This is a genomic window from Marinobacterium sp. BA1, assembly GCF_041155135.1.
In the GTDB taxonomy this organism is placed as follows: Bacteria; Pseudomonadota; Gammaproteobacteria; order Pseudomonadales; family Balneatricaceae; genus Marinobacterium; species Marinobacterium iners.
Map to the genome: position 1 here is coordinate 1,267,097 of NZ_BAAFHC010000001.1, position 25,321 is coordinate 1,292,417.

26 protein-coding genes, 1 tRNA gene and 1 pseudogene are annotated in these 25,321 nt (G+C 54.4%); 11 read left to right on the forward strand and 17 right to left on the reverse strand.

Features of this window, described 5'->3' with window-relative positions; all coding sequences use genetic code 11:
• Position 1: 1 nt before the first annotated feature.
• The 3 genes from ACAM29_RS06225 to sohB form a co-directional block, all read right to left on the reverse strand.
• Complete coding sequence (locus ACAM29_RS06225; RefSeq protein WP_091824401.1) at positions 2 to 481, reverse strand: L,D-transpeptidase; 480 nt, start codon at positions 479 to 481, stop codon at positions 2 to 4.
• Positions 481 to 1,152, reverse strand: a complete 672-nt coding sequence (locus tag ACAM29_RS06230; protein WP_369623575.1) for a TetR/AcrR family transcriptional regulator — start codon at positions 1,150 to 1,152, stop codon at positions 481 to 483. The genes ACAM29_RS06225 and ACAM29_RS06230 overlap by 1 nt, the downstream gene beginning before the upstream one ends.
• A gap of 66 nt (positions 1,153 to 1,218) precedes the next feature.
• On the reverse strand, positions 1,219 to 2,283 hold the full coding sequence (gene sohB / locus ACAM29_RS06235; RefSeq protein ID WP_369623576.1) for a protease SohB: 1,065 nt from the start codon (positions 2,281 to 2,283) through the stop codon (positions 1,219 to 1,221).
• 106 nt (positions 2,284 to 2,389) lie between these two features.
• Here sohB and ACAM29_RS06240 point away from each other — a divergent pair, with 106 nt between their 5' ends.
• Positions 2,390 to 2,713, forward strand: coding sequence for an SCP2 sterol-binding domain-containing protein (locus ACAM29_RS06240; RefSeq protein ID WP_369623577.1), 324 nt, complete (start codon positions 2,390 to 2,392; stop codon positions 2,711 to 2,713).
• Here the strand turns inward: ACAM29_RS06240 and nudC are convergent.
• The 4 genes from nudC to ACAM29_RS06260 are packed head-to-tail and all read right to left on the reverse strand — an operon-like array spanning position 2,699 to position 5,388.
• Entirely contained in the window at positions 2,699 to 3,466 is a 768-nt protein-coding gene (gene nudC, locus ACAM29_RS06245; protein ID WP_369623578.1) for an NAD(+) diphosphatase, read from the reverse strand. The two genes, ACAM29_RS06240 and nudC, sit on opposite strands and share 15 nt — an antisense overlap.
• 10 nt (positions 3,467 to 3,476) lie before the next feature.
• Complete coding sequence (gene dnaQ, locus ACAM29_RS06250) at positions 3,477 to 4,187, reverse strand: DNA polymerase III subunit epsilon (protein ID WP_091824413.1); 711 nt, start codon at positions 4,185 to 4,187, stop codon at positions 3,477 to 3,479.
• Entirely contained in the window at positions 4,184 to 4,624 is a 441-nt protein-coding gene (gene rnhA, locus ACAM29_RS06255) for a ribonuclease HI (RefSeq protein ID WP_369623579.1), read from the reverse strand. Before rnhA ends, dnaQ begins: the two co-directional genes overlap by 4 nt.
• Complete coding sequence (locus tag ACAM29_RS06260; protein ID WP_091824419.1) at positions 4,621 to 5,388, reverse strand: class I SAM-dependent methyltransferase; 768 nt, start codon at positions 5,386 to 5,388, stop codon at positions 4,621 to 4,623. Before ACAM29_RS06260 ends, rnhA begins: the two co-directional genes overlap by 4 nt.
• A 135-nt stretch (positions 5,389 to 5,523) precedes the next feature.
• Between ACAM29_RS06260 and gloB the strand changes: the two genes are divergently transcribed.
• The 7 genes from gloB (at position 5,524) to ACAM29_RS06295 (ending at position 13,445) form a co-directional block, all read left to right on the forward strand.
• The gene (gene gloB, locus ACAM29_RS06265; protein ID WP_369623580.1) at positions 5,524 to 6,300 is read left to right on the forward strand and encodes a hydroxyacylglutathione hydrolase; all 777 of its coding nucleotides are present in this window, start codon (positions 5,524 to 5,526) and stop codon (positions 6,298 to 6,300) included.
• A gap of 63 nt (positions 6,301 to 6,363) precedes the next feature.
• Positions 6,364 to 7,734 carry a LysM peptidoglycan-binding domain-containing protein gene (locus ACAM29_RS06270; RefSeq protein ID WP_369623581.1) on the forward strand — a complete coding sequence of 457 codons (1,371 nt, stop codon included), beginning with the start codon at positions 6,364 to 6,366 and terminating at the stop codon, positions 7,732 to 7,734.
• Between the two features lie 2 nt (positions 7,735 to 7,736).
• Positions 7,737 to 7,877: a hypothetical protein gene (locus ACAM29_RS06275; RefSeq protein WP_175527595.1), complete on the forward strand. Its 141-nt coding sequence runs from the start codon at positions 7,737 to 7,739 to the stop codon at positions 7,875 to 7,877.
• A gap of 69 nt (positions 7,878 to 7,946) precedes the next feature.
• Complete coding sequence (locus tag ACAM29_RS06280) at positions 7,947 to 9,746, forward strand: extracellular solute-binding protein (protein ID WP_369623582.1); 1,800 nt, start codon at positions 7,947 to 7,949, stop codon at positions 9,744 to 9,746.
• Entirely contained in the window at positions 9,746 to 10,831 is a 1,086-nt protein-coding gene (locus ACAM29_RS06285; RefSeq protein ID WP_369623583.1) for a microcin C ABC transporter permease YejB, read from the forward strand. Before ACAM29_RS06280 ends, ACAM29_RS06285 begins: the two co-directional genes overlap by 1 nt.
• A 4-nt stretch (positions 10,832 to 10,835) precedes the next feature.
• A complete protein-coding gene (locus ACAM29_RS06290; protein WP_354406255.1) occupies positions 10,836 to 11,858 on the forward strand; it encodes an ABC transporter permease in 1,023 nt (340 codons plus the stop codon).
• The gene (locus ACAM29_RS06295) at positions 11,859 to 13,445 is read left to right on the forward strand and encodes an ABC transporter ATP-binding protein (RefSeq protein ID WP_369623584.1); all 1,587 of its coding nucleotides are present in this window, start codon (positions 11,859 to 11,861) and stop codon (positions 13,443 to 13,445) included.
• Positions 13,446 to 13,517: 72 nt separating this feature from the next.
• Here ACAM29_RS06295 and ACAM29_RS06300 read toward each other — a convergent pair whose 3' ends face one another.
• From ACAM29_RS06300 to ACAM29_RS06330, 7 genes and pseudogenes are all read right to left on the reverse strand, one after another.
• Positions 13,518 to 15,386 carry a SurA N-terminal domain-containing protein gene (locus ACAM29_RS06300; RefSeq protein ID WP_369623585.1) on the reverse strand — a complete coding sequence of 623 codons (1,869 nt, stop codon included), beginning with the start codon at positions 15,384 to 15,386 and terminating at the stop codon, positions 13,518 to 13,520.
• Between the two features lie 107 nt (positions 15,387 to 15,493).
• Positions 15,494 to 15,570 (reverse strand) — tRNA-Asp (locus tag ACAM29_RS06305).
• 23 nt (positions 15,571 to 15,593) lie between these two features.
• The gene (locus ACAM29_RS06310) at positions 15,594 to 15,869 is read right to left on the reverse strand and encodes an HU family DNA-binding protein (RefSeq protein WP_091824437.1); all 276 of its coding nucleotides are present in this window, start codon (positions 15,867 to 15,869) and stop codon (positions 15,594 to 15,596) included.
• 133 nt (positions 15,870 to 16,002) lie between these two features.
• Positions 16,003 to 17,181, reverse strand: a complete 1,179-nt coding sequence (locus tag ACAM29_RS06315) for a S16 family serine protease (protein ID WP_369625123.1) — start codon at positions 17,179 to 17,181, stop codon at positions 16,003 to 16,005.
• A pseudogene (locus ACAM29_RS06320) lies at positions 17,161 to 17,349 on the reverse strand (LON peptidase substrate-binding domain-containing protein); the annotation flags it as partial. The pseudogene ACAM29_RS06320 and the gene ACAM29_RS06315, both read right to left, overlap by 21 nt.
• A 158-nt stretch (positions 17,350 to 17,507) precedes the next feature.
• Entirely contained in the window at positions 17,508 to 18,101 is a 594-nt protein-coding gene (gene nfuA / locus ACAM29_RS06325) for a Fe-S biogenesis protein NfuA (protein ID WP_369623586.1), read from the reverse strand.
• Between the two features lie 81 nt (positions 18,102 to 18,182).
• Positions 18,183 to 19,175 (reverse strand): glycosyl transferase family protein, encoded by a 993-nt coding sequence (locus ACAM29_RS06330; protein ID WP_369623587.1) that lies wholly within the window; start codon positions 19,173 to 19,175, stop codon positions 18,183 to 18,185.
• A gap of 85 nt (positions 19,176 to 19,260) precedes the next feature.
• Here ACAM29_RS06330 and rlmD point away from each other — a divergent pair, with 85 nt between their 5' ends.
• A complete protein-coding gene (gene rlmD / locus ACAM29_RS06335; protein WP_369623588.1) occupies positions 19,261 to 20,613 on the forward strand; it encodes a 23S rRNA (uracil(1939)-C(5))-methyltransferase RlmD in 1,353 nt (450 codons plus the stop codon).
• The gene (locus ACAM29_RS06340; RefSeq protein ID WP_354406264.1) at positions 20,610 to 21,230 is read left to right on the forward strand and encodes a pseudouridine synthase; all 621 of its coding nucleotides are present in this window, start codon (positions 20,610 to 20,612) and stop codon (positions 21,228 to 21,230) included. Before rlmD ends, ACAM29_RS06340 begins: the two co-directional genes overlap by 4 nt.
• Positions 21,231 to 21,286: 56 nt before the next feature.
• Here ACAM29_RS06340 and bamC read toward each other — a convergent pair whose 3' ends face one another.
• Both bamC and dapA read right to left on the reverse strand, forming a co-directional pair.
• Positions 21,287 to 22,687 carry an outer membrane protein assembly factor BamC gene (gene bamC / locus ACAM29_RS06345; protein WP_369623589.1) on the reverse strand — a complete coding sequence of 467 codons (1,401 nt, stop codon included), beginning with the start codon at positions 22,685 to 22,687 and terminating at the stop codon, positions 21,287 to 21,289.
• A gap of 11 nt (positions 22,688 to 22,698) precedes the next feature.
• Complete coding sequence (gene dapA / locus ACAM29_RS06350) at positions 22,699 to 23,574, reverse strand: 4-hydroxy-tetrahydrodipicolinate synthase (RefSeq protein ID WP_091824453.1); 876 nt, start codon at positions 23,572 to 23,574, stop codon at positions 22,699 to 22,701.
• 180 nt (positions 23,575 to 23,754) lie between these two features.
• Between dapA and ACAM29_RS06355 the strand changes: the two genes are divergently transcribed.
• Positions 23,755 to 24,222, forward strand: coding sequence for a peroxiredoxin (locus ACAM29_RS06355; RefSeq protein ID WP_091824455.1), 468 nt, complete (start codon positions 23,755 to 23,757; stop codon positions 24,220 to 24,222).
• A gap of 6 nt (positions 24,223 to 24,228) precedes the next feature.
• Here ACAM29_RS06355 and ACAM29_RS06360 read toward each other — a convergent pair whose 3' ends face one another.
• Positions 24,229 to 25,314, reverse strand: coding sequence for an AI-2E family transporter (locus ACAM29_RS06360; RefSeq protein WP_369623590.1), 1,086 nt, complete (start codon positions 25,312 to 25,314; stop codon positions 24,229 to 24,231).
• Between the last annotated feature and the right edge of the window lie 7 nt (positions 25,315 to 25,321).

The following is a 25,321-nucleotide window of genomic DNA, read 5'->3' on the forward strand; positions in this document are numbered from 1 at the left end:
TCTACTCTTCTATCAGAATATCAGTGCCGGGAGAGACCTGTTCAAACAGCTCCAGCAGGTCCGTGTTTCGCATCCGTATACAACCATGAGACAAGGGCGTGCCCATGGGTTCCGTATCCGGGGTGCCATGAATATAGATATACCGCCGCTGGGTATCGACCTCTCCCCCTCTGTTAAAGCCGGGCTCACGGCCACAAAGCCAAAGAATTCGGGTCAATATCCAATCGCGTTCGGGATGAGAAGCTGCCAGATTGTCAGAATAGATCTCGCCCGTTGGTCGGCGACCGACAAATACAGCCCCCAGGGGTTGGTCAGAGCCGATGCAAGCACGAATAAAGTGCCTGCCACGCGGCGTACAGCCACTGCCGTTGCGCTCACCGGCTCCGGCTTTCGCCGTTGACACCGGGTAGCTGTACTCACCCTTTTCGGTAAGCACAAACAGCTGCTGCCGCTTCAGTGAAACCCGCAGCCTAACCTGCATCAGTGTGTTCCGTTGCGGACAGGCGCCTTCATTCCGGCTGAAATTACCGGAATCATTCGAGCCAGAATCTGCTCCAGCTTCACTTCAGTGGCTTCCTCCTGCTGCTCAAGCGCACTCAGTGTGTGCATGTTGGACAGGGTAAAAATCACCGAACCAAGCAGAAAATGGAGACGCCAGAAGAATTCACGCTCGTCCAGCGGCGCTGCGTCCGCCCTGAAATACTGCAGATAACGATCAAAACGCGCCCCGTAGCGCTCACGCAGGAAAGCCTGAAGATCATGTTGACTGGGCAGATAGGCCTGATCCAGCAATCGCATCAGTACCGAAAGGGCATTCTGGTTTTGACCATGCACATGCACCAGAGCCTGAGCCATCAACTGAAGCAACTGATCAAGACCTGGGGTGGCATCTGCCACATTAAGCTGCACCAGCCCTTTATCGACTTGTTCGCACAATGGTGACAGCGAGCGTTCGGCAACAGAGCGAATCAGTCCGAACTTGGAGCCAAAGTGATAATTGACCGCTGCAAGATTGACTTCAGCAAGCCCCGTAATCTGACGCATGGTGGTTTCCTTGAAGCCCTGTTCGGAGAACAGTTTTTCTGCGGCCTGAATGATCCGCCCAGCCGTATCAGAGGTGTCATACATTTGCAGATCCTCCGGCCGATCCATTAACGATCTCCATCTCATCTCAACTCACGATCCCATACAACATCAAGTATTCAAAAATCGATTCTGTCAGCGTGACAGCAGGCGGCTGTTATTCAGGCGTTGCCACCAGCGCAGCAACAGGCTGTCAGATGTCGATACCGCCAGTTGCCCTAACCGCTCCTGTAAACCACGCCTAATCTCATAGCGCAACTCATATACGTCGCAATCCTGACACAGTTTAAACAGATAGTCGTCGCTTGTGCTGATTGCGTCAACGAGCTTTTCATCCAGCGCCCTGCGACCAAACCACACTTCACCCGTCGCAACCTTGTCCAGATCCAGCTGCGGACGGTATTCACGAACAAATGACTTGAACAGAGAGTGGGTGTCTTCCAGCTCCTCGATGAATTTTTCCCGACCTTTTTCGGTGTTTTCGCCGAAAACAGTGAGTGTCCGCTTGTACTCACCCGCGGTCAGTACTTCATAGTCCACTTCATGTTTTTTCAACAGGCGATGGAAGTTGGGCAGCTGCGCAACCACCCCAATTGAGCCAATAACCGCAAAAGGTGCAGCCACAAGATGGTCGGCAATACAGGCCATCATGTAGCCACCGCTGGCCGCCACACGGTCAACACATACCGTCAGCCGAATATTGCCAGCCCGGAACCGCTCCAACTGTGAGCTGGCCAAACCATAGGCATGTACAAGCCCGCCCGGACTCTCAAGCCGGACGACCACTTCGTCATCAGCATCGGCGATTGTCAGGACGGCCGTCACCTCTTCCCTCAAACGATCAACATCAGAGGCATGCATGTCACCATCAAAATCGAGCACAAACACACGGTTACGCGGTTTTTCCGGTTCTTCACCCTTCTTCAGGGCTTTCTTCAGCGCCTTGGCTTCAGCCTTTTCCTGTTTGCGGCGCGCTTTCTCATGCTGGCGCGCCAAGGCTTCGTCTACCACTGCCGCTTCGATATCGGTTTTCATGTCTTCGAGATGATCATTCAGGCTTTTGATCTCGATATGACCCTCACGCTGTTCCTTTCTTCGCTCAACCAATGCGGCAAGGCCGCCCAGAAACAACAGAAGCCCGATAATCAGGGTCAGGGTTTTGGCCAGAAACAGGCCATACTCGGCTAAAAACGCTGTCAATCTATCTCTCCGGTCAGGGCTAACGGGTTCACTTCAAAGCCGAGGCTACTGTACCATAAACAAAGCTTTTATCATGCCCGTATCACCGCCAAGGACAACCCGAAACATGACTCAGCCACTCACGCTTGAACGTATTGTCAACAAGTTGCCTCAGAAGTTTAATCCCGATCAGGCGGCAAGCCTCAATGCCATATTTCAGTTCCGACTGACTGATGCCGCGCCTTTTTATATTGATATCCGTGACGGTGAGTGCACCAGCGAATATGGTCTGCATGATGACCCCAGCCTGGTACTGCATCTCGACGAGGCAACCTTGATCCGCATCATCAGCGGCGAACAGGATGGCATGGGCGCATACATGAAAGGGCAATTGAGGGCTGAAGGCAACGTGATGCTCGCCACTCGACTGGGCAAATTATTCAGTCGATGAGTCATGTTTGGCAGCGAAGAAATGGTCGATCAACTGGCGCGCGATACTGAATGGCGGTGGCAGGTCCGGCAGGTCGTCTACCCCAAACCAGTCGGCTTCCAGAATCTCTTCACCATCCGGCACCAGCTCACCACTTAGATGGTCCGCAAAAAAACCAAGCATCAACTGATGGGGGAAAGGCCATGACTGGCTGGCAAAGAAGCGGATATTGTGTACCTTGATCCCCACCTCTTCATACACTTCTCGCTTTAGCGCCGCTTCCGCGGTTTCACCGGCCTCAATAAAACCGGCAAGAGTGCTGTAGCGACCGGGAGGGAAACGTGCAGAATGAGCCAGCAGACAGCGATCTCCCTGGGTGACCAGAACAATAATACAGGGCGAGATGCGCGGATACTGAACAAGACTACAGACTGGACACTGCCGGGCCATATCTTGCGGGTGTGCTTGAAGAGTGCCGCCACAGCGGCCACAGAAGCGGTGCTGATCGTGCCATGTAGCCAGCTGGGATGCACGCGCCAGACGCGCGTACTCTACCTCATCAACCGACCGCGCCAACAATCCACGTAACCCGTCAACCGCCACCAGGCCCACTGGAGGCTGAGCCAGAACAGCAAGCCCGAAGCCATCATCAACACCATAACGAACGTCCGTATCACCCACGTCTGCCGCCGTGAAGATAATCTGATCATCGCGTTGCAACAGCCGCCCCTCATGAGCAAGAAACCAGTGCTCGGCGGTTATGGAATCTGCCATTACGCCCCCCTCAGCTCAGATTGCGCCAGACAGCCCCATCACTTTTCTTGTCCAACAGATCAAGAAACGCTTCATGGAGTGCAATTTCATCGGTGTTGGCCCGGACAATGGGTAACACCAAGGCACTGGCATCAATACGCCGAATTGGCTCTTCACCCTCACCGTCCTCGCTGTCACCCTGCCCCAGTTGCAGGCTGGTTTGCCCACCCGTCAGGACCAGATAGACATCGGCCAAAATCTCGGAGTCAAGCAACGCCCCGTGCAGTTCACGGTGGGAGTTATCGATGCCATAGCGACGACAGAGTGCATCCAGACTGTTGCGCTGCCCAGGATGTTTCTTGCGCGCCAGCATAAGGGTATCGATAACGGTGCAGATCTCATCCACTCGCTCATTGATACCGTTTCTGGCCAATTCAGTATTCAAGAAGCCGATATCAAAGGCTGCATTATGGATGATCAATTCAGCCCCGCGCACAAACTCAAGGAACTCGTGCGCAAGCTCGGCAAACCGTGGCTTGTCAGCCAGAAATTCATTGGTAATGCCATGCACCTCAATCGCTTCGGCTTCCACCTCACGATCAGGTTTGATGTATTGGTGCCAGGTATTTCCGGTCAGCTTTCGTCGCACCATCTCGACACAGCCGATTTCGATAACGTTGTGCCCTGCCTCCGGATCGATACCGGTTGTTTCGGTATCCAGAATGATCTGCCGTACGCTCACGCCCTGCCAACCTCCTCTACACCACGATTTGCCAGCCGGTCGGCTCTTTCATTTTCAGGATGACCACTGTGCCCTTTGACCCAGCGCCATTCAATATCATGACGCGCCACCTGCTCATCAAGTGCTTGCCAAAGGTCAATGTTTTTCACTGGCTGTTTCGACGCCGTTTTCCAGCCATTGCGCTTCCAACCGGCCATCCAGCTGGTAATGCCCTGGCGCACATATTGTGAGTCAGTAGTCAGCACCACCTTGCAGGGGCGTTTAAGGCTTGCCAGCGCTTCGATGGCAGCCTGCAGCTCCATTCTGTTGTTGGTGGTATCCCTGGCACCGCCAAACAACTCTTTTTCCTGCTCACCATAACGCAGCAGAGCGCCCCAGCCACCAGGGCCAGGGTTGCCCTTGCAGGCACCATCCGTAAATACTTCTACTTCTTTCAAAAACTTTTTCCTCTGGCAGTCGGCTTGGGTTCAGCTACGGGCAGACTGAGCAAACGTCTCCGTTTCCAGCCCGGACGGATCGGAGTCATACCTGCCACATCCTTGCGCGCCAGCACCATCAATACAGCACCACTGCACCCAGGTACACGCCGACTCAAGCGCTCGAACAGGCTGAGGCGACATCGCCACAGCCGATTTTCCAACGGCAGGTGGTGGCAGGCGGTTTGCGCCCTGACTTCAGTCATTTCAAGCAGACTAAGCCAATCATGCAGGCGACCATGACTGATTAGATGGCCACCCCATGGGGGCAGATTACGTCGTTTCAGCCTCGACCAAAGCCCCCAGTAGCTGGCCGGATTAAAACTGAAGCTGAGCATAAAACCACCGGGACGCAGTACACGAGCGGCTTCTCGCAGCACCTGGTGCGGGTTGGCGGCATAATCCAGTGCATGGTGCAAAATCACGACATCCAGCTCATTGCTGCACACCGGCAGCTCATCATGGTCGGCAATGATGGTGAGCGGTTGAGCGCCCAGTTGCATCTGTGGCATCAGCATCACCTTGCGCGATACCGGACTGGCATCAAATAACACTTGCCGATGATCCAACCCCACCTGCAGCAGATGATAACCGAACAGGGTCGGCAACACCGATTCTGCCAAGGCCTGCTCTGCCTGAACCACCTCTTGCCCCAGCGGGGTGTCAAACCACTGGCACAGCGGGGGAATTAACTGCTCGACGGGTAGCTGCTCATTGAACTTCATACCGCTGGAGCCCCATGCCGGACTAAGATTTCATCGCATTCAAGTATACAGTACCCTAGTTGTCATCTATACCCTAAGTGCCCTGCACCCATTGGGCATTGTGTATCTTCACAACTAAAAGCAGGAATCCCTAACATGTTTGACGTTCATCCAATCCCTGCCTTCAATGACAACTATATTTGGGCGCTTCGCAGCCCTCAGCAGCCGGCCGAGGTTGCCGTGGTCGATCCCGGTGATGCCGCTCCGGTTCTTGCATGGCTTGAAGCGAACAATTACAGCCTTGCAGCAATCCTGATCACCCATCATCATGCCGATCACACCGGCGGGGTTGAGACACTGCTCAACCATGCTTCTGTACCGGTTTACGGCCCCCAAAATTCGCCTTTTGAAGGTATCACCCATCCACTACAGGATGGTGAGACGCTGAAGCTGATGCAGCACTCTCTTCAGGTCAAGGGCGTACCCGCTCACACCAAGGACCACATCAGTTATTTTGTGGGCGGCGACCAGCCGCAGCTGTTCTGCGGTGACACCCTGTTTCTTGCCGGCTGCGGTCGGCTGTTTGAGGGCACTGCACGTCAGATGCTGGCCGCCATGCACTACTTTGCTTCACTGCCCGACAATACTGAGGTCTACTGCACCCATGAGTATTCACTGTCCAATCTTGCCTTTGCAGCCAGCGTAGAACCCGCCAACGCCGAGATTACCCGAGTGCATGAACGCTGCCACCATCTGCGCCACGAAGGACTGCCAACCCTGCCCTCCAGTATTGAACAGGAAAAACAGATAAACCCTTTCATGCGTACAGCTGAGCCCGATGTAATCAGTTCTGCTGAACATTACAGCGGCAACCCACTTAAAACCGAGGTAGAGGTTCTGGCAGCACTGCGAGAATGGAAGAACCGTTTCTGATTGACCGCAAACCTATTCCCCTCATAAAATCAGGCCTTTGCGATTTTTCGGGAACAGGGACTGATGCGACAACTGCCTGCTTTGCTTCTGGCAACCACCTTGGGTCTGGCGCTTACTGGCTGCCAGACCCAAACCGTACAAAAACAGCCACTCAAGGCATCCAGCCTGGTCAAACCCGTACAAACAGCAGCGCCCAGAGCGATCCAACCCGAGGAGAGCGACCTTTGGCAACTTACCCGCCAGCATCTGCAGCTGCCGTTGAACTATCAGCACCCTCGGCTTGAAAGCCAGCTCAACTGGTATTTGCGCCACCCCAGCCATATGCCCCGCGTAACCGAACGCGCGAAACCCTACTACCATCACATCCTGCATGAAGTGCTCAAGCGCGACATGCCGGCCGAAATAGCTCTGCTACCCATCATCGAAAGTGCCTACGACCCCTTTGCCTACTCACACGGCAGTGCGGCTGGTCCCTGGCAATTCATTCCCGGCACGGCACGGCACTTTGGCCTTCGCTCCAGCTGGTGGTACGACGGCCGCCGCGACATTCTTGCATCCACTGATGCCGCCCTCACATACCTGGAACAGTTACATCGCCGTTTTGATGGTGACTGGTTGTTGGCACTGGCAGCCTACAATGCCGGAGGTGGAACCGTCAGTCGCGCCATGCGTCGCAACCGCGAGCAAAACAAACCGACCGATTTCTGGTCTCTGGACTTGCCTGCCGAAACCAAGGCCTATGTTCCCAAACTGCTGGCTGTGGCCCGGACAATACGTGATGCTGACACCCTTGGAATCACATTAACTCACATCGATAACACCCCCTACTTTGAGGCTGTAGAAACCGGCGGCCAGATCGATCTGGCTCAGGCGGCTTCTATGGCCGGTCTTGATCTGGACACTCTGTACCAACTCAACCCCGGCTTTAATCGCTGGGCCACCGATCCTGATGGCCCTCACTTGTTGCTGGTACCAACTGAGAACGCCGCCCCCCTGCGCCAAGCTCTTCAAACACTGCCACCCGAAAAGCGGGTTAATTGGCACCGCTATACCGTACGTCCCGGTGACACCCTCAGCACCATCGCCCAGCGGTTTAGCAGCTCGGTCAGTGTGATAAGACAGGGCAACAAACTGAACAGCCACCTGATTCGTGCAGGCCAGGCATTACTGGTGCCAAAACCGAGTGCCTCGTCTGAAAGTTACAGCCTTAGCCTGGAACAGCGTATCCAGGCCGAACGCCAACAGCTTGAGCAACGTGCAAAGCGCAAGCACTACCACCGCGTCGATTCGGGCGAGAGCTTCTGGAGTATTGCACGCCGCTATGGTGTCGGCGTACGTGATCTGGCACGCTGGAATCAGATGGCGCCCAGCGATACGCTCAAGATTGGCCAGACGCTCCTGCTGCTCAACGTGGATATTGCCGATGCAAGCTGATCATGGATAACCTGAGTCTATTCATCATAGCGGTTTCAGTGTTGCTGGCCGTTCTATTCAAGTGGGTACTGTTTCGCAAGATTCGAGGCTGGATGGAGCGGGACCAGGAGCGAGAGCGTTCCAACGACTCCGAACCGGATTGACCCGGCGTTGTCACAGGACTACAGCACGGGTTAAATTCGCACAAAAACAATACTTCCAAGGAGAAAACAGTGCCTGTACAGCTGCGTTCAGTATGCCTTTATCTTTCTGCCGTTTTCTCGCTTCTGCTTTTCGGCCTTCCGTTGCATGCGGCCCCGGACAGCCAGCACGGCATTGCCATGCATGGCGACCTCAAATATCCGCCCGATTTCAGCCATTTCGACTATGTTAACCCGGACGCTCCCAAAGGCGGGCATTTCAAGGAATCCTCCATTGGTACCTTCGACAGCCTCAACCCGTTCATAGTCAAGGGTACCGCCGCCGCAGGGACCGGGTTACTGTACGACTCTTTGATGGCTCGCGCACTGGATGAGCCCTTTTCCCAATACGGTCTCCTGGCCCAACAGCTGCGGGTTGCCGTGGATCGCAGCTGGATTGAGTTCGACCTTCATCCTGACGCTCGATTCAGTGATGGGCACAGCGTATCGGCAGACGATGTCGTGTTCACGTTCGACATACTGCGCGAGAAAGGTAGCCCCTTCTTCAAAAGCTACTATGCAGGGATTCAAAGCGTAACGGCACTGAGCCCTCAGACAGTACGTTTCGAGTTTGGTGACAGCACCAACCGAGAACTCCCACTGATAATAGGCGAGGTTCCGATCCTGCCACAGCACTTCTGGGCCGAGCGTGATTTCGAAACACCATCACTGGAACCACCGCTTGGTTCGGGCCCCTACCTGATTAAAAAGATCGACCCGGGCAGAACCATCGTTTACACACGCAACCCCAACTACTGGGGACGCGACTTGCCAGTAAACCGCGGCCGTCACAACTTTGATCAACGCCAGTATGACTATTATCGCGACAGTACGGTAGCACTGGAGGCCTTCAAGGCCGGTGAGTACGATTTCCGCAGTGAACATGCCTCCAAGGCCTGGGCAACCGGTTATACCGGCGCCCCCTTCGCTGATGGTCGTATCATCAAGGAAGAGATTGCACACGAAAACCCGCGTGGCATGCAAGGTTTCATCATGAACACCCGCCGGAGCATGTTCAGCCAGCCTGAAGTGCGCAAGGCACTTGCGCTTGCATTCGACTTTGAATGGACCAACAGTAACCTGTTTTATGGCGCTTACACCCGCAGCCACAGTTATTTTTCCAACTCTGAGATGGCTGCAGAAGAGCTGCCAACCCCAGCTGAACTGGAGATTCTCGAAGCCGTGCGTGACCAGGTACCACCTGAAGTATTTACTCAGGTTTACCGAGCCCCAACCACAGATGGCAGTGGTCGCAACCGTGCGCAGTTGCGTGAAGCTCTGGGGCTTCTCAAACAGGCTGGCTGGCAACTTGAGTCAGGCAAGCTGGTTGACGGCAACGGCTCTCCATTTACATTTGAAATATTGCTGGTGCAGAAGGAATTCGAGCGAGTGGTTTCTCCGTTCATTCGCAATCTGGAAAGGCTGGGTATCAGCGCCAGTATCCGCATCGTCGACGTATCCCAATATATAAACCGGTTGCGTCAGTTCGACTTTGACATGGTGGTGTATGGCTTTGGTCAGTCCAGCTCCCCTGGCAATGAGCAGCGTGACTATTGGCATTCCAGCTCAGCTGACATGCCCGGAAGTCGCAACCTGATTGGCATTAAGAATCCAGCCGTCGACTACCTGGTTGAACAGCTGATCGCCGCACCAGACCGAGAGCAACTGGTTTTGCGTGCCCGTGCGCTGGATCGAGTGCTGCAGTGGAATCATTATGTGATTCCCCACTACCATATCAGTGCCTATCGCATCGCGTACTGGAACAGGTTCGCCCACCCTGAGGTAAGCCCTGCCTATGACCTCGGCCTTGATACCTGGTGGACCAAGCCCTGATGGCCGCGTACATTGTCCGTCGCCTGTTGCTGATCATACCCACGCTGCTGGGGATACTGCTGCTCAACTTCACACTGGTTCAATTTGCTCCCGGCGGCCCGGTTGAACAGACTATTGCGAACCTTGAGGGGCTCGGGATTGATGCTGGCAACCGCATCGGCAGCGGCGCACAGTCCGACATCGCTGCTGGCAGTGAAAACAGCGGCTACCGCGGAGCCCAAGGGCTTGATCCTGCTTTGATAGCTGAAATAGAGCGCATGTATGGCTTTGACAAGCCAGCACACGAACGCTTCTTCCAGATGCTGCAGAACTATCTAATGTTCGATTTTGGCAAGAGCTTCTACAGCGACAAAAGCGTTATCGACCTGATCATCGAAAAACTCCCGGTTTCAATCTCTCTGGGCCTTTGGACCACACTCATCACTTATTTGATCTCGGTCCCGCTTGGCATTCGCAAGGCCGTACGTGATGGCTCATCGTTCGATGTCTGGACCAGCAGCGCCATCATTGTGGGGTACGCAATTCCCAACTTCCTGTTTGCCATTTTATTGATCGTTCTGTTTGCAGGCGGCACCTGGCTGGAATGGTTTCCGCTACGCGGACTGACTTCACCCGACTTTGAACAGATGACCTGGTGGCAACAAGTGGCAGACTACTTCTGGCACATCACTCTGCCGGTACTGGCTTCGGTGGTCTCCAGTTTTGCCACACTGACCATGCTGACCAAAAACTCATTTCTGGATGAAATACACAAGCAGTATGTATTGACTGCCCGCGCCAAGGGACTGGATGAAAACGCGGTGCTGTACCGTCATGTATTCCGCAATGCCATGCTGTTGATCATTGCCGGCATGCCCGCCGCCCTCATCGGCATTTTCTTCACCGGATCGATGTTGATCGAAGTGATTTTCTCTCTCGATGGGCTCGGACTGCTGGGCTACGAAGCTGTCATCAATCGAGACTACCCAGTGATCTTCGGTACACTCTACATTTTCACGCTGGTGGGTTTGCTGCTGAAACTGGTCAGTGATATCACCTACACGCTGGTAGACCCCCGTATCGACTTTGCCAGCAGGGAGGTATAGGCCGGTGCAGCTCTCCCCTTTGCAACGTCGTCGTATTGACAGCTTCAAGCGCAACCGCCGAGGCTATTGGTCACTCTGGATCTTTCTAATCCTGTTTGGACTGAGCCTGGTTGCCGAACTGATTGCCAACGACAAACCACTGCTGATCAGTCACGGGCAGCAGCTCTACTGGCCACTGGTCCAGGAATACACCGAGGCTGACTTTGGTGGCGACTTTGCCCTGCCCGTGGACTACCGAGACCCCTTCATTCAAGAGTTGATTACAGAATCCGGGGGTTGGACCGTTTGGCCACTGATCCGCTTCAGCTACAGCACCATCAATTACGATCTTGAACAACCTGCTCCTTCGCCACCAACGGCAACCAATTGGTTGGGGACGGATGATCAGGGCCGGGATGTACTGGCACGTGTCATTTACGGTTTCCGTATTTCGGTTCTGTTTGCACTGGCGCTGACACTGGCAAGCTCGGTTATCGGCGTCTGCGCCGGTGCTGTTCAGGGTTACTACGGCGGCCGCATCGATCTGTTTTTTCAGCGTTTTATCGAAATCTGGTCTGGCTTGCCCGTACTCTTCCTGCTGATAATACTGGCTTCACTGGTACAGCCCGGATTCTGGTGGCTGCTCGGCATCATGCTGCTGTTTTCATGGATGAGCCTGGTCGATGTCGTCCGGGCCGAGTTCCTTCGCGGACGCAACCTTGAATATGTGCGTGCCGCACGCGCGCTAGGCCTTAGTGATACCCGCATCATGTACCGCCATGTACTGCCCAACGCCATGATCGCGACCCTGACGTTCATGCCCTTTGTGTTTAACAGCGCCATCGTTACACTGACCGCCCTCGATTTTCTGGGCTTTGGTCTACCCCCGGGTTCGCCATCCCTGGGCGAGCTGGTCGCACAGGGCAAGGAAAACCTTCACGCTCCCTGGCTGGGCCTGACCGCATTCATCTCGCTGTCGGTCATGCTGACGCTGCTGATCTTCATCGGTGAAGCAGTCCGTGACGCCTTCGATCCGAGGAAAGTCTGAGTGAGTACACCGCTGATCTCTGTCCAGAATCTCAGTGTCCGTTTCGGCTCTTCACGCGAGGCGGTTGTGCGCAATATCAGTTTTGATATCGAGCCGGGCAAAACGCTTGCCATCGTTGGGGAGTCGGGCTCTGGCAAATCGGTTACGGCTCTTTCACTGCTGCGACTTTTGCCCCAGGCACAGACGGAAGGTGTAGTGCTGTATCAGGATGAGAACCTGCTTCAGGCACCCGAGAAGCGGTTGCTGCAACTGCGTGGCAACAGAGTGGGCATGATTTTTCAGGAGCCGATGACCTCGCTCAACCCACTGCACACACTGGAGAAGCAGATCGGTGAAACTCTGCATCTGCATCGCGGCCTGAGCCTGCCCTCATGTCGCACTCGTGCGCTTGAACTGCTCGACCTGGTAGGGATTGATCACCCTCAGGAGCGGCTGAGTCAGTACCCGCACCAGCTTTCAGGCGGGCAACGTCAGCGCGTCATGATCGCAATGGCCCTGGCCAATGAACCTGAACTGCTGATTGCCGACGAGCCGACAACCGCTCTCGATGTCACCATACAACACCAGATCCTCGAACTGCTCAGACGTGTTCAGAAACAGCTTGGCATGGCGATTGTACTGATCTCTCATGACTTGAATATTGTACGCAGGGTAGCGGACTCGGTGTGTGTCATGCATAAGGGAGAACTGCTTGAGCAACAGCCCTGTGCCGAGCTGTTTCGCGCTCCCCGCCATGCGTACACACGTAATCTCCTGGCTGCCGAACCGGAAGGCCAGCCAGCTGCAATTGCCGATCCTGATGATATTATCCTTCAGACCCGTGCGTTGAAAGTCTGGTTTGCCGAGCGCAAGGGAATACTGCAACGAGTCAGCCGCCATCACAAAGCGGTGGACGAAATAGATCTGCAACTCGCTCGCGGTGAAACACTGGGCGTTGTCGGCGAGTCCGGCTCGGGCAAAACCACGCTGGCGCTGGCCATATTGCGACTGATCAGCAGCAAGGGCGAAGTGGTATTCAATGGTGCAGAGCTTTCAAACCTGAAACAGAAACAGCTCAGATCCTTGCGCAAGCAGTTGCAAGTGGTGTTTCAGGACCCCTTCGGCAGCCTGAGCCCACGCATGAGTATTGCCGAAATCATTGCTGAAGGTCTGGAGGTTCAAGGTATCACCAAGCGTAGTCAGCAGGATGAGCAAGTATGCCTCGCCCTGCGCGATGTTGGGTTGGACCCCGAAGTACGACACCGATATCCGCATGAGTTCTCGGGCGGACAGAGGCAGCGCATCGCCATCGCACGGGCACTGGTGCTGCGCCCCAGGCTGATCATTCTCGACGAACCCACGTCCGCACTGGATCGCACCGTACAGAAGCAGATCATTCAGCTGCTGCGTGATCTGCAACGGCAGTATCAGCTCAGCTATCTCTTCATCAGTCACGATCTGGCCGTGGTCAGGGCCATGAGCCATCGGGTCATGGTGATGCAGGCAGGCAAAGTCGTTGAGCAGGCCTCAACAGAACGGCTCTTCAGACGCCCGGAGCACCCCTACACTCAACGCCTGCTTGAAGCCGCGGCCGTGCCATCTGACTGAGTTTAAAACCCGGCAAAACTGAAAAGGGCCGCATATGCGGCCCTTTTCAGTTTCCATCAGCAGATCTGCAACCTAGTTGCGCTCAATTTCGGCAGCCTCGGTCAATGCCTCTACATGCAGCTGATAGTCCAGCTGGCCATTACGGCTGGCCAGGAAGGCAGCCATCTGGCGCTTCAGGTCAGCGTCAACATCAGCAAGGTCTGGCTCCTGAACTGCATTGACTCGAACCAGTGCGCGGTCTCCGTTCGGCAAACGTACAGTTCCAAATGATGCCGCATCTTCCGCCGGACGAGGCAGCTCAAATGCCTTGCGATTGACAGCAGACGGCATGTCTGCCTGCTCACGCTCTGCAGAAGCCACTTCACTCCAGCTCAGCTCAGAAGCATCAGTGTTCAGGGAATTGCCAGACTCGAAGTCCGCCAGCAACTGTTTCAGGCGAGCCTCCAATGCCGCTTCCGCCTGTTCACGTCGCAACTCGCCTTCAAGCTCATCACGCACTTCATCCAGCGACAGCTGGCGTTCTGGAATCTGCTCTTTAACCCGTACAACTACTGTTGTTTCACGATCCAGCTCGATTGGGTCACTGTTAAGACCTTCACGTGTCAACTCTTCACTGAACGCAGCCTTGACTACGCGAGGATTGGAGGCCAACCCGCTCTCACTGCCAGCCTGCCCAAAAGGCTCGGTCTGATGAATTTCCAGCCCCAGTTCCTCTGCCGGGACATCAAGATCACCCGCCGAAAAGCTCAAGTCAGCCAAGCGTTCAAGCGCAGCCACATATTCAGCCTCAGCACGGGACTGGGCCAATTCACGCCGCAATTCAGCAGCCATCTCGTCAAACGCCGGCGGCTCAGTGTTGCGCACATCGTTCAGCTGTATCAGATGATAGCCAAACTCGGTGCGAACAGGCTCTGATATTTCACCCGGCTGCATGGCGAACAGCGTATCTTCAAACGGGCCCGTTAGTACACCACGGCTATTGTAACCCAGATCACCGCCCTGCTCGGCAGATCCGGCGTCTGCCGAAAACTCCTGTGCCGCTTCGGCAAAGCTCAGCTCACCATCCAGAATGCGCTGACGAACAGCCTCAGCCTGTTCCTGTGCATCCTCTTCAAACAGAATGTGAGCTGCCGCACGCTCTTCAGACGCCTGGAACCTTGCCAATTCCTGCTGATACGCACTTTCCAGCTCAGCATCGGTGACTGCGTCGAGCTTAACAAAATCAGCCTGATTCAGTTCCACATAGTCAAGCACGACCTTCGGCTGGGTCATGAAGCGTTCCAGCTGCTCCTGATAACGCGACTCAAGTTCTGCATCAGTTACTTCAGCAGTCTGCATGAACTGGTCAAGTGACAGCTCTGCCCAGGCAATATCACGGGTTTGTCGATCCAGCCTCAGCAAGCGCTCAACCTGCTGCTCAGTCGCGAAGGCAGACAGCTGGAAAGCGTTGCGTTCCTGCGCAATCAACTGCTCCTTGCGCAATAAGTCACGATACATAAGCGGGGTAAAACCGGCACCACGCAGTACCGCTTCAAACTGGTTGCGGTCAAAACGACCATCAACCTGGAAATCCGGTGTGCCTACGATCATCTGATCAATCATCGCTTCGGACAGATACAGACCCTGCGACTCGGCAGACTGTAGACGCACCTCCTGATCAATCAGGGCCTGCAACACCATACGGCGCAGCTGATTTTCATCGATATCCGCAGGATTGCCGTTTGCACCCATCTGGGCCAGCAACTGGCGCCGCTGCAGCTCGATACCACGCTGCAAATCCTGGTTACTGATCTCTTCACCATTCACTTCAGCCGGCGCCTTTTCACTGTTGGCAAGCCCGACAAGCGACTCAACGCCGAACAGAGCAAAGGTGACGATGATCAGGCCAACGATGACCTTGGCGATGATCCCTTTGGAATTTTCCCTAATGGATTGCAGCATGGTTTGGGTTCACTCTGACTCTTTTATAAAAAAAGCGCATTCAGCCCTGAATGCGCTTTCTTGGACTACGAAGACAGTTCTCTGCTTCCAGTGAACGTGCCCGAATCTGGCGGAACGGACGGGACTCGAACCCGCGACCCCCTGCGTGACAGGCAGGTATTCTAACCAACTGAACTACCGCTCCAGTATCAGGACTTCAGATCCCGTTTACTTGTTGACCGCGTCTTTCAGCGCTTTGCCCGGCTTGAAAGTCGGCAGGGTTGCAGCAGCAATTTCAATCGGGTTGCCAGTCTGCGGGTTGCGGCCGGTACGTGCGGCACGCTCTTTGGTGGAGAAAGTACCAAAACCTACCAGAGCAACGGATTCACCGCGCTGCAGAGCTTCAGTGACCGCATCCAGGGTAGCATCCAGTGCACGGCCTGCAGCTGCTTTCGGAATATCAGCAGATGCAGCAATAGCGTCAATCAGTTCAGACTTGTTCACATTGTTCCCCTTATCGAATCGTTATCGTGTTCTATCCGTTGTTGTCGTTGCCCAGCGCATAGTCTGCAACTTTATACCAACTGCCTGAAACCGGTGTCAACTGGCCGCAGCCCTTTTCTGCCGCGGCCTCCAGTTAATGTGTGCTCAGTTGACCCGGCTCAGCATGTCCCTTTTTGGCCTCGGCAGCAGCAGGTTCTTCAACCTCTTCCGGCAAAGGTGTCGGGTGGTATGCCAAGGCAACGTCCAGCACTTCATCAATCCACTTCACTGGCCGAATATCGAGATCTGCCTTGATATTGTCGGGTATTTCCTTCAAATCGCGGGTATTTTCCTCCGGAATGATCACCGTCCGAATCCCGCCACGGTGCGCTGCAAGCAGCTTTTCCTTCAGCCCACCAATGGCCAGAACCTGTCCACGCAGGGTAATTTCGCCCGTCATGGCGACCTCTGAGCGCACCGGAATTCCGGTCAAGGCAGACACCATCGCCGTGCACATACCAATGCCGGCACTGGGGCCATCTTTCGGGGTTGCACCTTCAGGAACATGGATATGAATATCGTTTTTCTCGTGGAAGTCAGCCTTAATTCCCAGTGATCGAGCCCGGTTGCGCACCACGGTCATGGCTGCCTGGATCGATTCTTTCATTACATCACCCAACGATCCGGTGTGGATCTGACGCCCCTTGCCGGGCACGACAGCTGACTCAATGGTGAGAATATCGCCCCCAACTGAAGTCCAGGCCAGACCCGTTACCTGCCCGACCTGATCCTGCTCTTCAGCCATGCCAAACTTGTATTTCTTGACGCCGTTATACTGCTCCAGCTCTTCAGCCGTAACCTTGACCACGTCTCCCTTGCGCTCAAGGGCAAGCTCACGCACAACCTTGCGTGCAATCTTGGCGATCTCGCGTTCAAGGCCACGTACGCCTGCCTCACGGGTGTAATATCGAATCAGACCCAGTACGGCATCGTCGGTGATCTCCAGCTCTTTGACCTTGATTCCGTTGTTTTTAAGCTGTTTCGGCAACAAGTACTTGCGCGCAATATTAAGTTTTTCGTCCTCGGTATACCCCGGAATCCGAATGATCTCCATACGGTCCAGCAAAGGCCCCGGGATGTTCATCGAGTTCGATGTGCACACGAACATCACGTCAGACAGATCGTAATCCACTTCGAGGTAATGATCGTTGAAACTGCTGTTCTGTTCGGGATCAAGCACCTCCAGCAATGCCGATGAAGGATCACCACGATGGTCCATGCCCATCTTGTCGATCTCATCCAACAGAATCTGCTTATCACTGGCCATTGCCAGTTCAAGGGCATGGATGGATTTTTCACGCCCGACAAACAGCGGGATCACCATGTTGGGATAAACCACCACATCACGCAGTGGCAGTACCGGAAGCTCGACGGTCACAGCGTCATCTTTTGCTTCAAATTGATCCATGATGGAGTGCCTCTTTACAGGGCGCCTGTGCATTAGGGCCGGCGCATCTTCGGATAAGTGTCAGGTTAGTCTTTCAATGGGGCTCGTTCCAGCAATTACAACCGGAGCGGTGGCTTTTTTCGCAACTGCACAGAAGACAGCGATTCAACCAAGGGCGAGGCGGTCGGATATGACCGCCTGCAGAGGAGATATTACTTGAAATAGGCGTTTTCACGCACAGTATGGTCAGTGGCATCACGCACACCGATAAGCCCCGGAACCCGCTCTATCAGTGTCTTCTCAACCCCATCCTTGAGGGTCATGTCAACGGCACTGCAGCCTTGGCAGCCACCGCCAAAACGCAGTACGGCAATGGTACCGCCCTCATCTTCGATCAAGTCTTCCAGTTTGACTTCGCCACCGTGAGACGCGAGTCCGGGGTTGATCTCCGAATACAGAATATAATTGATCTGCTCATTCATTGGACTGTCGGGCGACACCTTGGGCACCTTGGCGTTAGGCGCCTTAATAGTCAGCTGACCACCCATGCGATCGGTGGCGAAGTCAATGTAGGCTTCTTCCAGATACGGCAGACTGTTACGCTCCAGGTAAAAGCGCAGCAGTTCATAGTCGATGATTTCATCTTCCGGATTGACCTCATCCGGACGGCAGTAGGCTAGGCAGGTTTCTGCATAGGCAGTACCCGGCTGGGTCACGAAAAGACGTACCGCAATACCTTCAACATTCTGCTTTTCGAGCAGCTCTGCCAGATAACGCTCGGCAGATTCAGTTACCGTAATAGTCATGGCTAAACCTTGTGGATCTGATGTTTCGAATACCTTGAGGATACACTCAAATTAAACCCGAGTAAATTGATCGGATATTAATCAATAAGCCGAACGGTCACGCTGTTGCCAAGCTGAACGTGCCATTTCAAGCCAGTGCGCCTGCGATTGCATCACGCCCTGTGAAAGCAACCGCAGGATCACAGCCAAGGTGCTGATAACGGCCCCTTCACCATAGGCATGACTGATTTCACCACGCCAAAGCCGCAACAGATCTTCAGGATCGAGCTGCTCGTCACGAACCAGCCGCTGCGACTCGATACGGGGCCATGTTTCCTGGTGCAACTCGCCGGCCGTAACCCAGTGAAGCTCGGTATCCGAATCAGGCTTCACCTCGGCCTCACCACCATCACCACGGATAGTCAGGCTGTGAAGGGTGTCCAGCAGCTGTGCCGTTTGCTGGTGCATTGGTGCATAGGGCGGATGAAAAACCCCATCCACACTGCAGGAGGTATCCAGCGGGTTAAGCAGCCTACACAACGTGTGGACCGGGGAACGAAGCCCCAGTATCGGTCGCAGCTGAATCAACTCACCCAGTACAGGCACCATTTGATCGATAGAGTAAAAGGCCAGCCTGCTCCGCTCCAATGATGCATGTACCTCAGGCCAGCTTTCGGCAGCTTTCATACCGAACATGCTCAGCAGATCTTCAGTGTAAATACGCCCGGGAGTATGCCCCCTTGCGCCGTGCATGAATACACTCACCCCCTGCCCGGCCAACACCAAAGCCGCCAAAAAAAACCATGGCAGCCTGCGTTTCTTGCCGGCATATGTGGGCCAATCAAGATCAGCTACCAGCGACTGAGGCCGGTTCAGGCGCAGTCGTACAGCCTGGGCGAACCCCTGCAATTCTTCAGGGGTTTCTTCTTTCATCCGGATCAGCATGAGAAAGGCACCCAGCTGTTCCGGCCTGACCTGCCCATCCAGGATCATGCCCATTGCATCCCGGGCTTCCTCCATGGTTAACGAACGGCTGCCTTTTTTACCCTTGCCGAGTATGCGCACATAGACTGCAAATGGATGTTCCTGTTGCATGAGCCCTCTACCCCGATGAGCCTGTGCATTCCAGCTGTTGCCTGCAATTGCTAGAATGTCTGCCTTACAAAGCGGAAATTATGACATGAGTCGGAAACAAATTCAGTTTGGCGCTCCCCGGCGCAGTAAAAAAGCCGTCGTGAGTGATACGCCACTTGAACTGACTGTGGATCGGTTGAGCCATGAAGGTCGCGGCATTGCCAGCCACAACGGCAAGACCACTTTCATAGCAGGGGTACTGCCTGGAGAGCGGGTCCAGGTTCGTCTGACACAGGTACACAAACGCTACGACGAGGCAGAATTGCTCCAGGTTACACACCCGAGCCTTGATCGCCGTGAACCCGCCTGCGCCCATTTCAATCAGTGTGGTGGTTGTGATCTGCAGCATCTTAATATTGATGCGCAACGACTTCACAAACAGCAGCAGGTACTGGACCAGCTCAAACGTTATGCCGGTGTAGATATACAGCCAGAACAGCTGTTCCCGACCCTTACAGCTGCTCCGCTTGGCTATCGCCGAACGGCCCGCATAGGCCTGAACCAACGCCAGCGTGATGGTGAACTTTTGGTTGGGTTTCGCCGCCGCGGCAGCAACAAGCTGCTGAATATCGACCAGTGCCCGATACTTGAGCCTCGCCTGCAACCCGTGTTCGATGTGGTGCGACAACATCTTTCAGACGCCACTGATGTTCGTCAGCTGACTCATATTGATCTCAGCCATGGTGATCGAAGCGGATTCATTTGCTTTCGTGCCACTCGCTCACCTTCGGCAGAATTGATGCAGCGCCTGCAGGCTATTGCTGATGCATTACAACTGCAGCTTATCGTCGCGCTCAATGATGCCACGATTCCAGCTGACCCAGCCCCCTGCCATTACAGTTTGCCGGAGTTCGAGCTTGAACTTGCGTTTGGCAGCAGCGACTTCATTCAGGTTAATGCCGACCTGAACCGGCTGATGGTCCGGCAGGCTGTTGACTGGATGGATCCCGGCCCCGAAGAGCGTGTATTGGACCTGTTCTGCGGGCTCGGCAACTTCACCCTGCCTCTGGCACAGAAAGCCGCCCAGGTGGTTGGTATTGAAGGATCTTCCGACATGGTTGCTCAGGCTCAGCGTAATGCCGCCAGCGCCGGACTCGATAACGCTCAATTCTACCGCGCCAATCTGAGTGAAAGCTTTGTCCACGCCCCCTGGTACCGCAGCGGCTTTGACCTGATCCTGCTTGATCCACCTCGCACAGGAGCGCGTGAGGCGGTGCAGCAGCTGGCTGGCTATGGTGCCCGCAAAGTGCTCTATATCTCCTGCAACCCATCGGCACTGGTCGCAGACCTGCCCCTGCTGCTGCAGGCAGGATACCGTGTCGCCCGGTTTGGAATTATGGATATATTCCCCCAAACCTCTCATGTCGAATCCATGCTGCTGCTTGAGCGTACACCGTGATCGAATACCTCTATCAGGATCAACAGATGGTGGTTGTGAGCAAGCCGGCAGGGATTCTTTCCGTGCCGGGCCGCGGTCCCGACAAGCAAGACTGCGTTTGGTATCGTGTACAACAGAAACATCCGACTGCGCGCATCGTACACCGCCTGGACCAGGCCACATCAGGTTTGATGGTACTGGCCCTGACAGCAGACAGCCACAGAGCGCTGAGCATCCAGTTTCAGGAACGCATACCGAAGAAGCGTTATCAGGCGATAATCGCAGGCGAGCCCGTGCAAAATGAAGGCACGGTTGAACTGCCTCTGCGCTGTGACTGGGAGCGACGCCCGAAGCAGATGGTCGACATGATTGAAGGCAAGGCCGCCCTCACTCTCTGGCGGTGTATTGAACGCTGCGGTGATCGCAGCCGGGTACTGCTGTTCCCACATACCGGTCGCTCGCACCAACTGCGGGTACATATGCTGGCTTTGGGTCACCCTATCCTAGGTGATGAATTTTATGCGCCTGATGAGATTGTTATGCTCTCACCTCGCCTGCTACTGCATGCCGAGCATCTGGCCTTGAACCATCCCGCAAGCGGGAACTGGCTCGAATTCGACTCTGACTGCCCATTCTGATTACAAAAAAAATGGAGGCACAAGCCTCCATTTTTGTTTCCGCAATCATACCTTACTCAGTTCTGTGGCAGCTGATCCTTCACTGTCCAGAGAATCTCTTCAGCCACAACCGGAGCAGCTTCCAGGCCCTGGTCGTTCAGTACCGACAAGAATACACCGGTCCGGGTACGGTTGAGTCGCAACTGGTAACGTCCGGTATGCTCGTAGTTGCCGGTTTCAGCATTGTAGTTTCCACTGTCACCGTTACCGAACACATAGACAACCTTACCGGCAAACCAGATTTTATAACCTTGCTGGTTAGCGGGGTTGTTCGGATCGGAGAGGTCATTGTCCATAGGTGCTTCGTCTTCAGAATCACTGCTGGGGCTCGCACCCGTCGAACTGTAACTGATACCGTCCTCACCTTCTTCCTCACTGCCCCCCAAAGCTGCACTGATCGCACTGGTGTCTAGCTTGATATCGCCTCGGTCAGAGTGCAACCATTCGAAAAAGCCCATCTTCTCGGTATCATCAAAGGGGGTAGTCGTGGTGTAGGTAAGATAGAACAGACCTGCAGACTGATCACGAGTACCCACATCCACTTCGGCCTCATCCAGGGCATCACTGACTTGCTGCCATGCCTGGTCAATGTCAGAGTTGATCCGCAATACGGGGTTGCCACGGGAATCACGTCCGAGCAGTGGTCGCTGCGCACGCTGCTGTTGCATTGCCGTGTAGGTGTTGGCTGTCTGCTGTCCAGTAGACTTGCTCAGGTAACGCAGAAGCTCGAACATCATGTCCGACTTGTACTCTACATCACGTGCCTGCTGTTCCCAGTTGATATTGGCAACATCGGCTCCATCCGGATACTGTACATGCTTCAGCCGCACAGCCGTACGACCGTAATCATCCGGATCGGGGCGCAGACTCATGCGCAGCTTATTCTGGGTTGGGCCTTCAATATTCTGCAACGTTAGCCGTTTGACCCAACGGTCAACAAAGTTGTATTCGCGACCATCCAAGCGAATCCAGTCGGTCTCCATTACCCCCTGGCGAGGATCGGCACGACTGATGTCAATGTTGTTGAACGCCCAGAAGTCCTGCGCCTTTAACCATACATCCGCAATCGGCTCATCCACAACAATCAACTTCTCACCGTCTTCTCGTCGGAAGTTGACCGAATCGCTGCCGGATTCCGCGTAAAAGAATTCCGGGCGCGGCACCCTGAAGTCGCTGTCACTGCGGGTTGCGGTTACACCCACGTCCGGCACTACCAGTTGTTCCTGCAACTGTTTGGCGCGCAGGTGAGGCGGCAACTGCAAACGCTCATTGCCACTGGCAAGTTCGTAATCCTGGCTGCGGTCACGGATCACACCGTTTTCACCATATACAGGGTTGTTCTTGACCATGCCGCAGCCTGAGAGCGCTAACAGCGCAATCAGGCCTGCCGGAAAACAAATGGTTCGGAAATTATGCATGACGATTCCTGTCAAATGATGCCGGATTCACGCAGGGAATTGCGGACCAGTTCGTGATACTGCTCAGACAGAATCGTCAAAGGCAAACGGATACCGGAGTCGATCAGTTTCATTTCAGTCATGGCCCATTTGACGGGAATCGGGTTGGCCTCAACGAACAGATTCTTGTGCAGCGGCATCAATTTCGCCTGCAGCTCACGAGCCGCTTTCGTATCACCCTGCAGACCGAAACGACACAACTCTGCCATTTCGGTAGGCGCCACGTTGGCTGTAACGGAGATATTGCCCTGACCACCCATCAGGATCAGCTCGATTGCAGTCGCATCGTCACCGGAGTAGACAGCAAAGTCGGTCGGCACCTTGTTGATCAATTCACGTGCGCGATCCAGATCACCGGTTGCTTCCTTTATACCCACGATATTATCGATCTGGCTCAACCGCAGCACGGTATCCGGCAGCATGTCGCAGGCTGTGCGGCCCGGAACATTATAAAGGATCTGGGGAATATCAACGGCCTCGGCTATCGCCTTGAAGTGCTGGTACAGGCCTTCCTGGGTTGGCTTGTTATAGTAAGGGGTTACCAGCAAGCAGGCGTCAGCACCCGCTTTGGCAGCTCGCTCGGTCAACTCAATCGCTTCCTGAGTGGAGTTGGCACCAGTGCCAGCGATGACCGGAATACGGCCTCCGACCCGATTGATGATCGCACGGATCACATCCAGGTGCTCATCGTAGTCCAGCGTAGGAGACTCGCCTGTGGTACCGACTGCCACGATGGCATCGGTACCCTTGTCGAGATGAAAATCCACGATTTTGTCCAGCGCTGGCCAGTCGATATCACCATTGGCTGTCATAGGGGTCACGAGCGCTACAATACTGCCGCGAATCATCTCTGTCTCCATCTTGAATTTGAGAACTCTCAGGTTGCCGCTTCATGCTACCGGTCCAGACAAACAGCCTCAACCAGCCAGCACTTTTTTGCTATCGTAATAGACCGATCATTCTAAACGAATTATGCCCGGCTAGCGTAGTAGTGAGGGTGACTTTTTCATTTTCGAGGACAGAACAACATGACAACACCGGTTATCGACCAAGCCGTACCCGATTTTACCGCCAACGCAACCAGTGACACCGAAGTCAAACTGAGCACACTGCGCGGTAAAAACGTCGTACTCTATTTCTATCCAAAAGACAGTACACCGGGTTGCACCACTGAAGGTCAGGATTTTCGTGACCTGTATGAAGCGTTTCAGGCGCTGGATACAGAAATCTTTGGCGTATCCCGTGATGGCATTAAAAGCCACGAGAATTTCAAGGCTAAGCAGTCCTTCCCCTTCGAGCTGATCAGCGACAAGGACGAAACCCTGTGTCAGTTGTTTGATGTCATAAAGCTGAAGAAAATGTATGGCCGTGAATCACTGGGGGTTGAACGCAGCACCTTTCTGATCGACAAGGAAGGGATACTGCGCCAGGAATGGCGCAAGGTTAAGGTCAAAGGGCATGCAGCAGAAGTAATGCAGGCTGTGCAGGCACTCTGAATCGACTCAGCCTCTGCCCTCTTCGGCAGGGGCATCAAGCTCTTCTGCCACTCTTGGCCAAGCGTTTACAATCGCCTTGACCAGCGTTGCCAACGGGATAGCAAAGAAAATACCCCAAAACCCCCACAGGCTGCCAAAAATCAGCACCGCCACAATAATCGAGATGGGATGCAGGTTAACCGCCTCCGAGAAAAGCAACGGCACCAACACATTGCCATCCAACGCCTGAATGACGGCATAGGCAATCATCAGATACATCAAATCATTGCCCCAGCCCCACTGGAAAAGGCCAATCAGAAATACCGGCAGCGTTGCCAGCGTTGCCCCTATATAGGGAATCACAACCGAGAAGCCGACCAGCAGAGCCAGAAGAGCCGCGTAGTTGAGGCCGAACAGCGCAAAGGTAATGTAGCTCACCCCACCCACAATCAATATCTCGATCGATTTGCCCCGCACATAATTGGCAATCTGCACATCCATCTCATGCCATACACTGGTCATCATTTGACGCTTTTCAGGCAGAAAAGCGGTCCAGCCAGAAATCAACTTTCGACCATCCTTCAAAAAGAAAAATACCAGTATCGGCACCAGAATCAGATAGATCAAAAGGGTTATGATACTGGTGATCGAATTAAGCGAAAAGGTCAGTACCCATTGGCCCAGCCGGCTCAGCTCAGTGGCGGCAGCCGAAATAATTTCCCTGACCTGGGTTTCGGAAATCAGTTCTGGATAGCGTTCTGGCAAGACCAGAAGCAGGTTCTGCACCTCGCTGACCATACGTGGGGCTTCATTGAACAGGTTAACCATCTGCTGCCAGATGATCGGCAGCACGAAAACCAGAAAAGCACTGAGAAACCCGATAAACAGCACAAATACCGCGCTGACGGCAAGCAGGTGAGCAACTCCACGCCGTTGCAGCCAGTCAACCACCCCCTGCATCAGAAACGCCAGGATAACACTCGCAATCACCGGGGCCAGTGGCTGTCCCAGAAACAAAATAACAAGCAGCCCGCCTGCGAGAAGCAGGAACAGGAACAAAGCCTCTTCATCGGAAAAGTATCGATCTATCCATTTACTGAAAATCTTGCGCATTGATACT

Coding starts and splice junctions, on each gene's coding strand:
- ACAM29_RS06300 (WP_369623585.1), bottom strand. CDS start 15,386: ATGCTGCAATCCATTAGGGAAAATTCCAAAGGGATCATCGCCAAGGTC.
- ACAM29_RS06275 (WP_175527595.1), top strand. CDS start 7,737: ATGGATAACCTGAGTCTATTCATCATAGCGGTTTCAGTGTTGCTGGCC.
- ACAM29_RS06270 (WP_369623581.1), top strand. CDS start 6,364: ATGCGACAACTGCCTGCTTTGCTTCTGGCAACCACCTTGGGTCTGGCG.
- ACAM29_RS06285 (WP_369623583.1), top strand. CDS start 9,746: ATGGCCGCGTACATTGTCCGTCGCCTGTTGCTGATCATACCCACGCTG.
- ACAM29_RS06260 (WP_091824419.1), bottom strand. CDS start 5,388: ATGAAGTTCAATGAGCAGCTACCCGTCGAGCAGTTAATTCCCCCGCTG.
- gloB (WP_369623580.1), top strand. CDS start 5,524: ATGTTTGACGTTCATCCAATCCCTGCCTTCAATGACAACTATATTTGG.
- rlmD (WP_369623588.1), top strand. CDS start 19,261: ATGAGTCGGAAACAAATTCAGTTTGGCGCTCCCCGGCGCAGTAAAAAA.
- nfuA (WP_369623586.1), bottom strand. CDS start 18,101: ATGACTATTACGGTAACTGAATCTGCCGAGCGTTATCTGGCAGAGCTG.
- ACAM29_RS06225 (WP_091824401.1), bottom strand. CDS start 481: ATGCAGGTTAGGCTGCGGGTTTCACTGAAGCGGCAGCAGCTGTTTGTG.
- ACAM29_RS06360 (WP_369623590.1), bottom strand. CDS start 25,314: ATGCGCAAGATTTTCAGTAAATGGATAGATCGATACTTTTCCGATGAA.
- dapA (WP_091824453.1), bottom strand. CDS start 23,574: ATGATTCGCGGCAGTATTGTAGCGCTCGTGACCCCTATGACAGCCAAT.
- bamC (WP_369623589.1), bottom strand. CDS start 22,687: ATGCATAATTTCCGAACCATTTGTTTTCCGGCAGGCCTGATTGCGCTG.
- ACAM29_RS06240 (WP_369623577.1), top strand. CDS start 2,390: ATGACTCAGCCACTCACGCTTGAACGTATTGTCAACAAGTTGCCTCAG.
- ACAM29_RS06355 (WP_091824455.1), top strand. CDS start 23,755: ATGACAACACCGGTTATCGACCAAGCCGTACCCGATTTTACCGCCAAC.
- nudC (WP_369623578.1), bottom strand. CDS start 3,466: ATGGCAGATTCCATAACCGCCGAGCACTGGTTTCTTGCTCATGAGGGG.
- ACAM29_RS06230 (WP_369623575.1), bottom strand. CDS start 1,152: ATGGATCGGCCGGAGGATCTGCAAATGTATGACACCTCTGATACGGCT.
- ACAM29_RS06330 (WP_369623587.1), bottom strand. CDS start 19,175: ATGCAACAGGAACATCCATTTGCAGTCTATGTGCGCATACTCGGCAAG.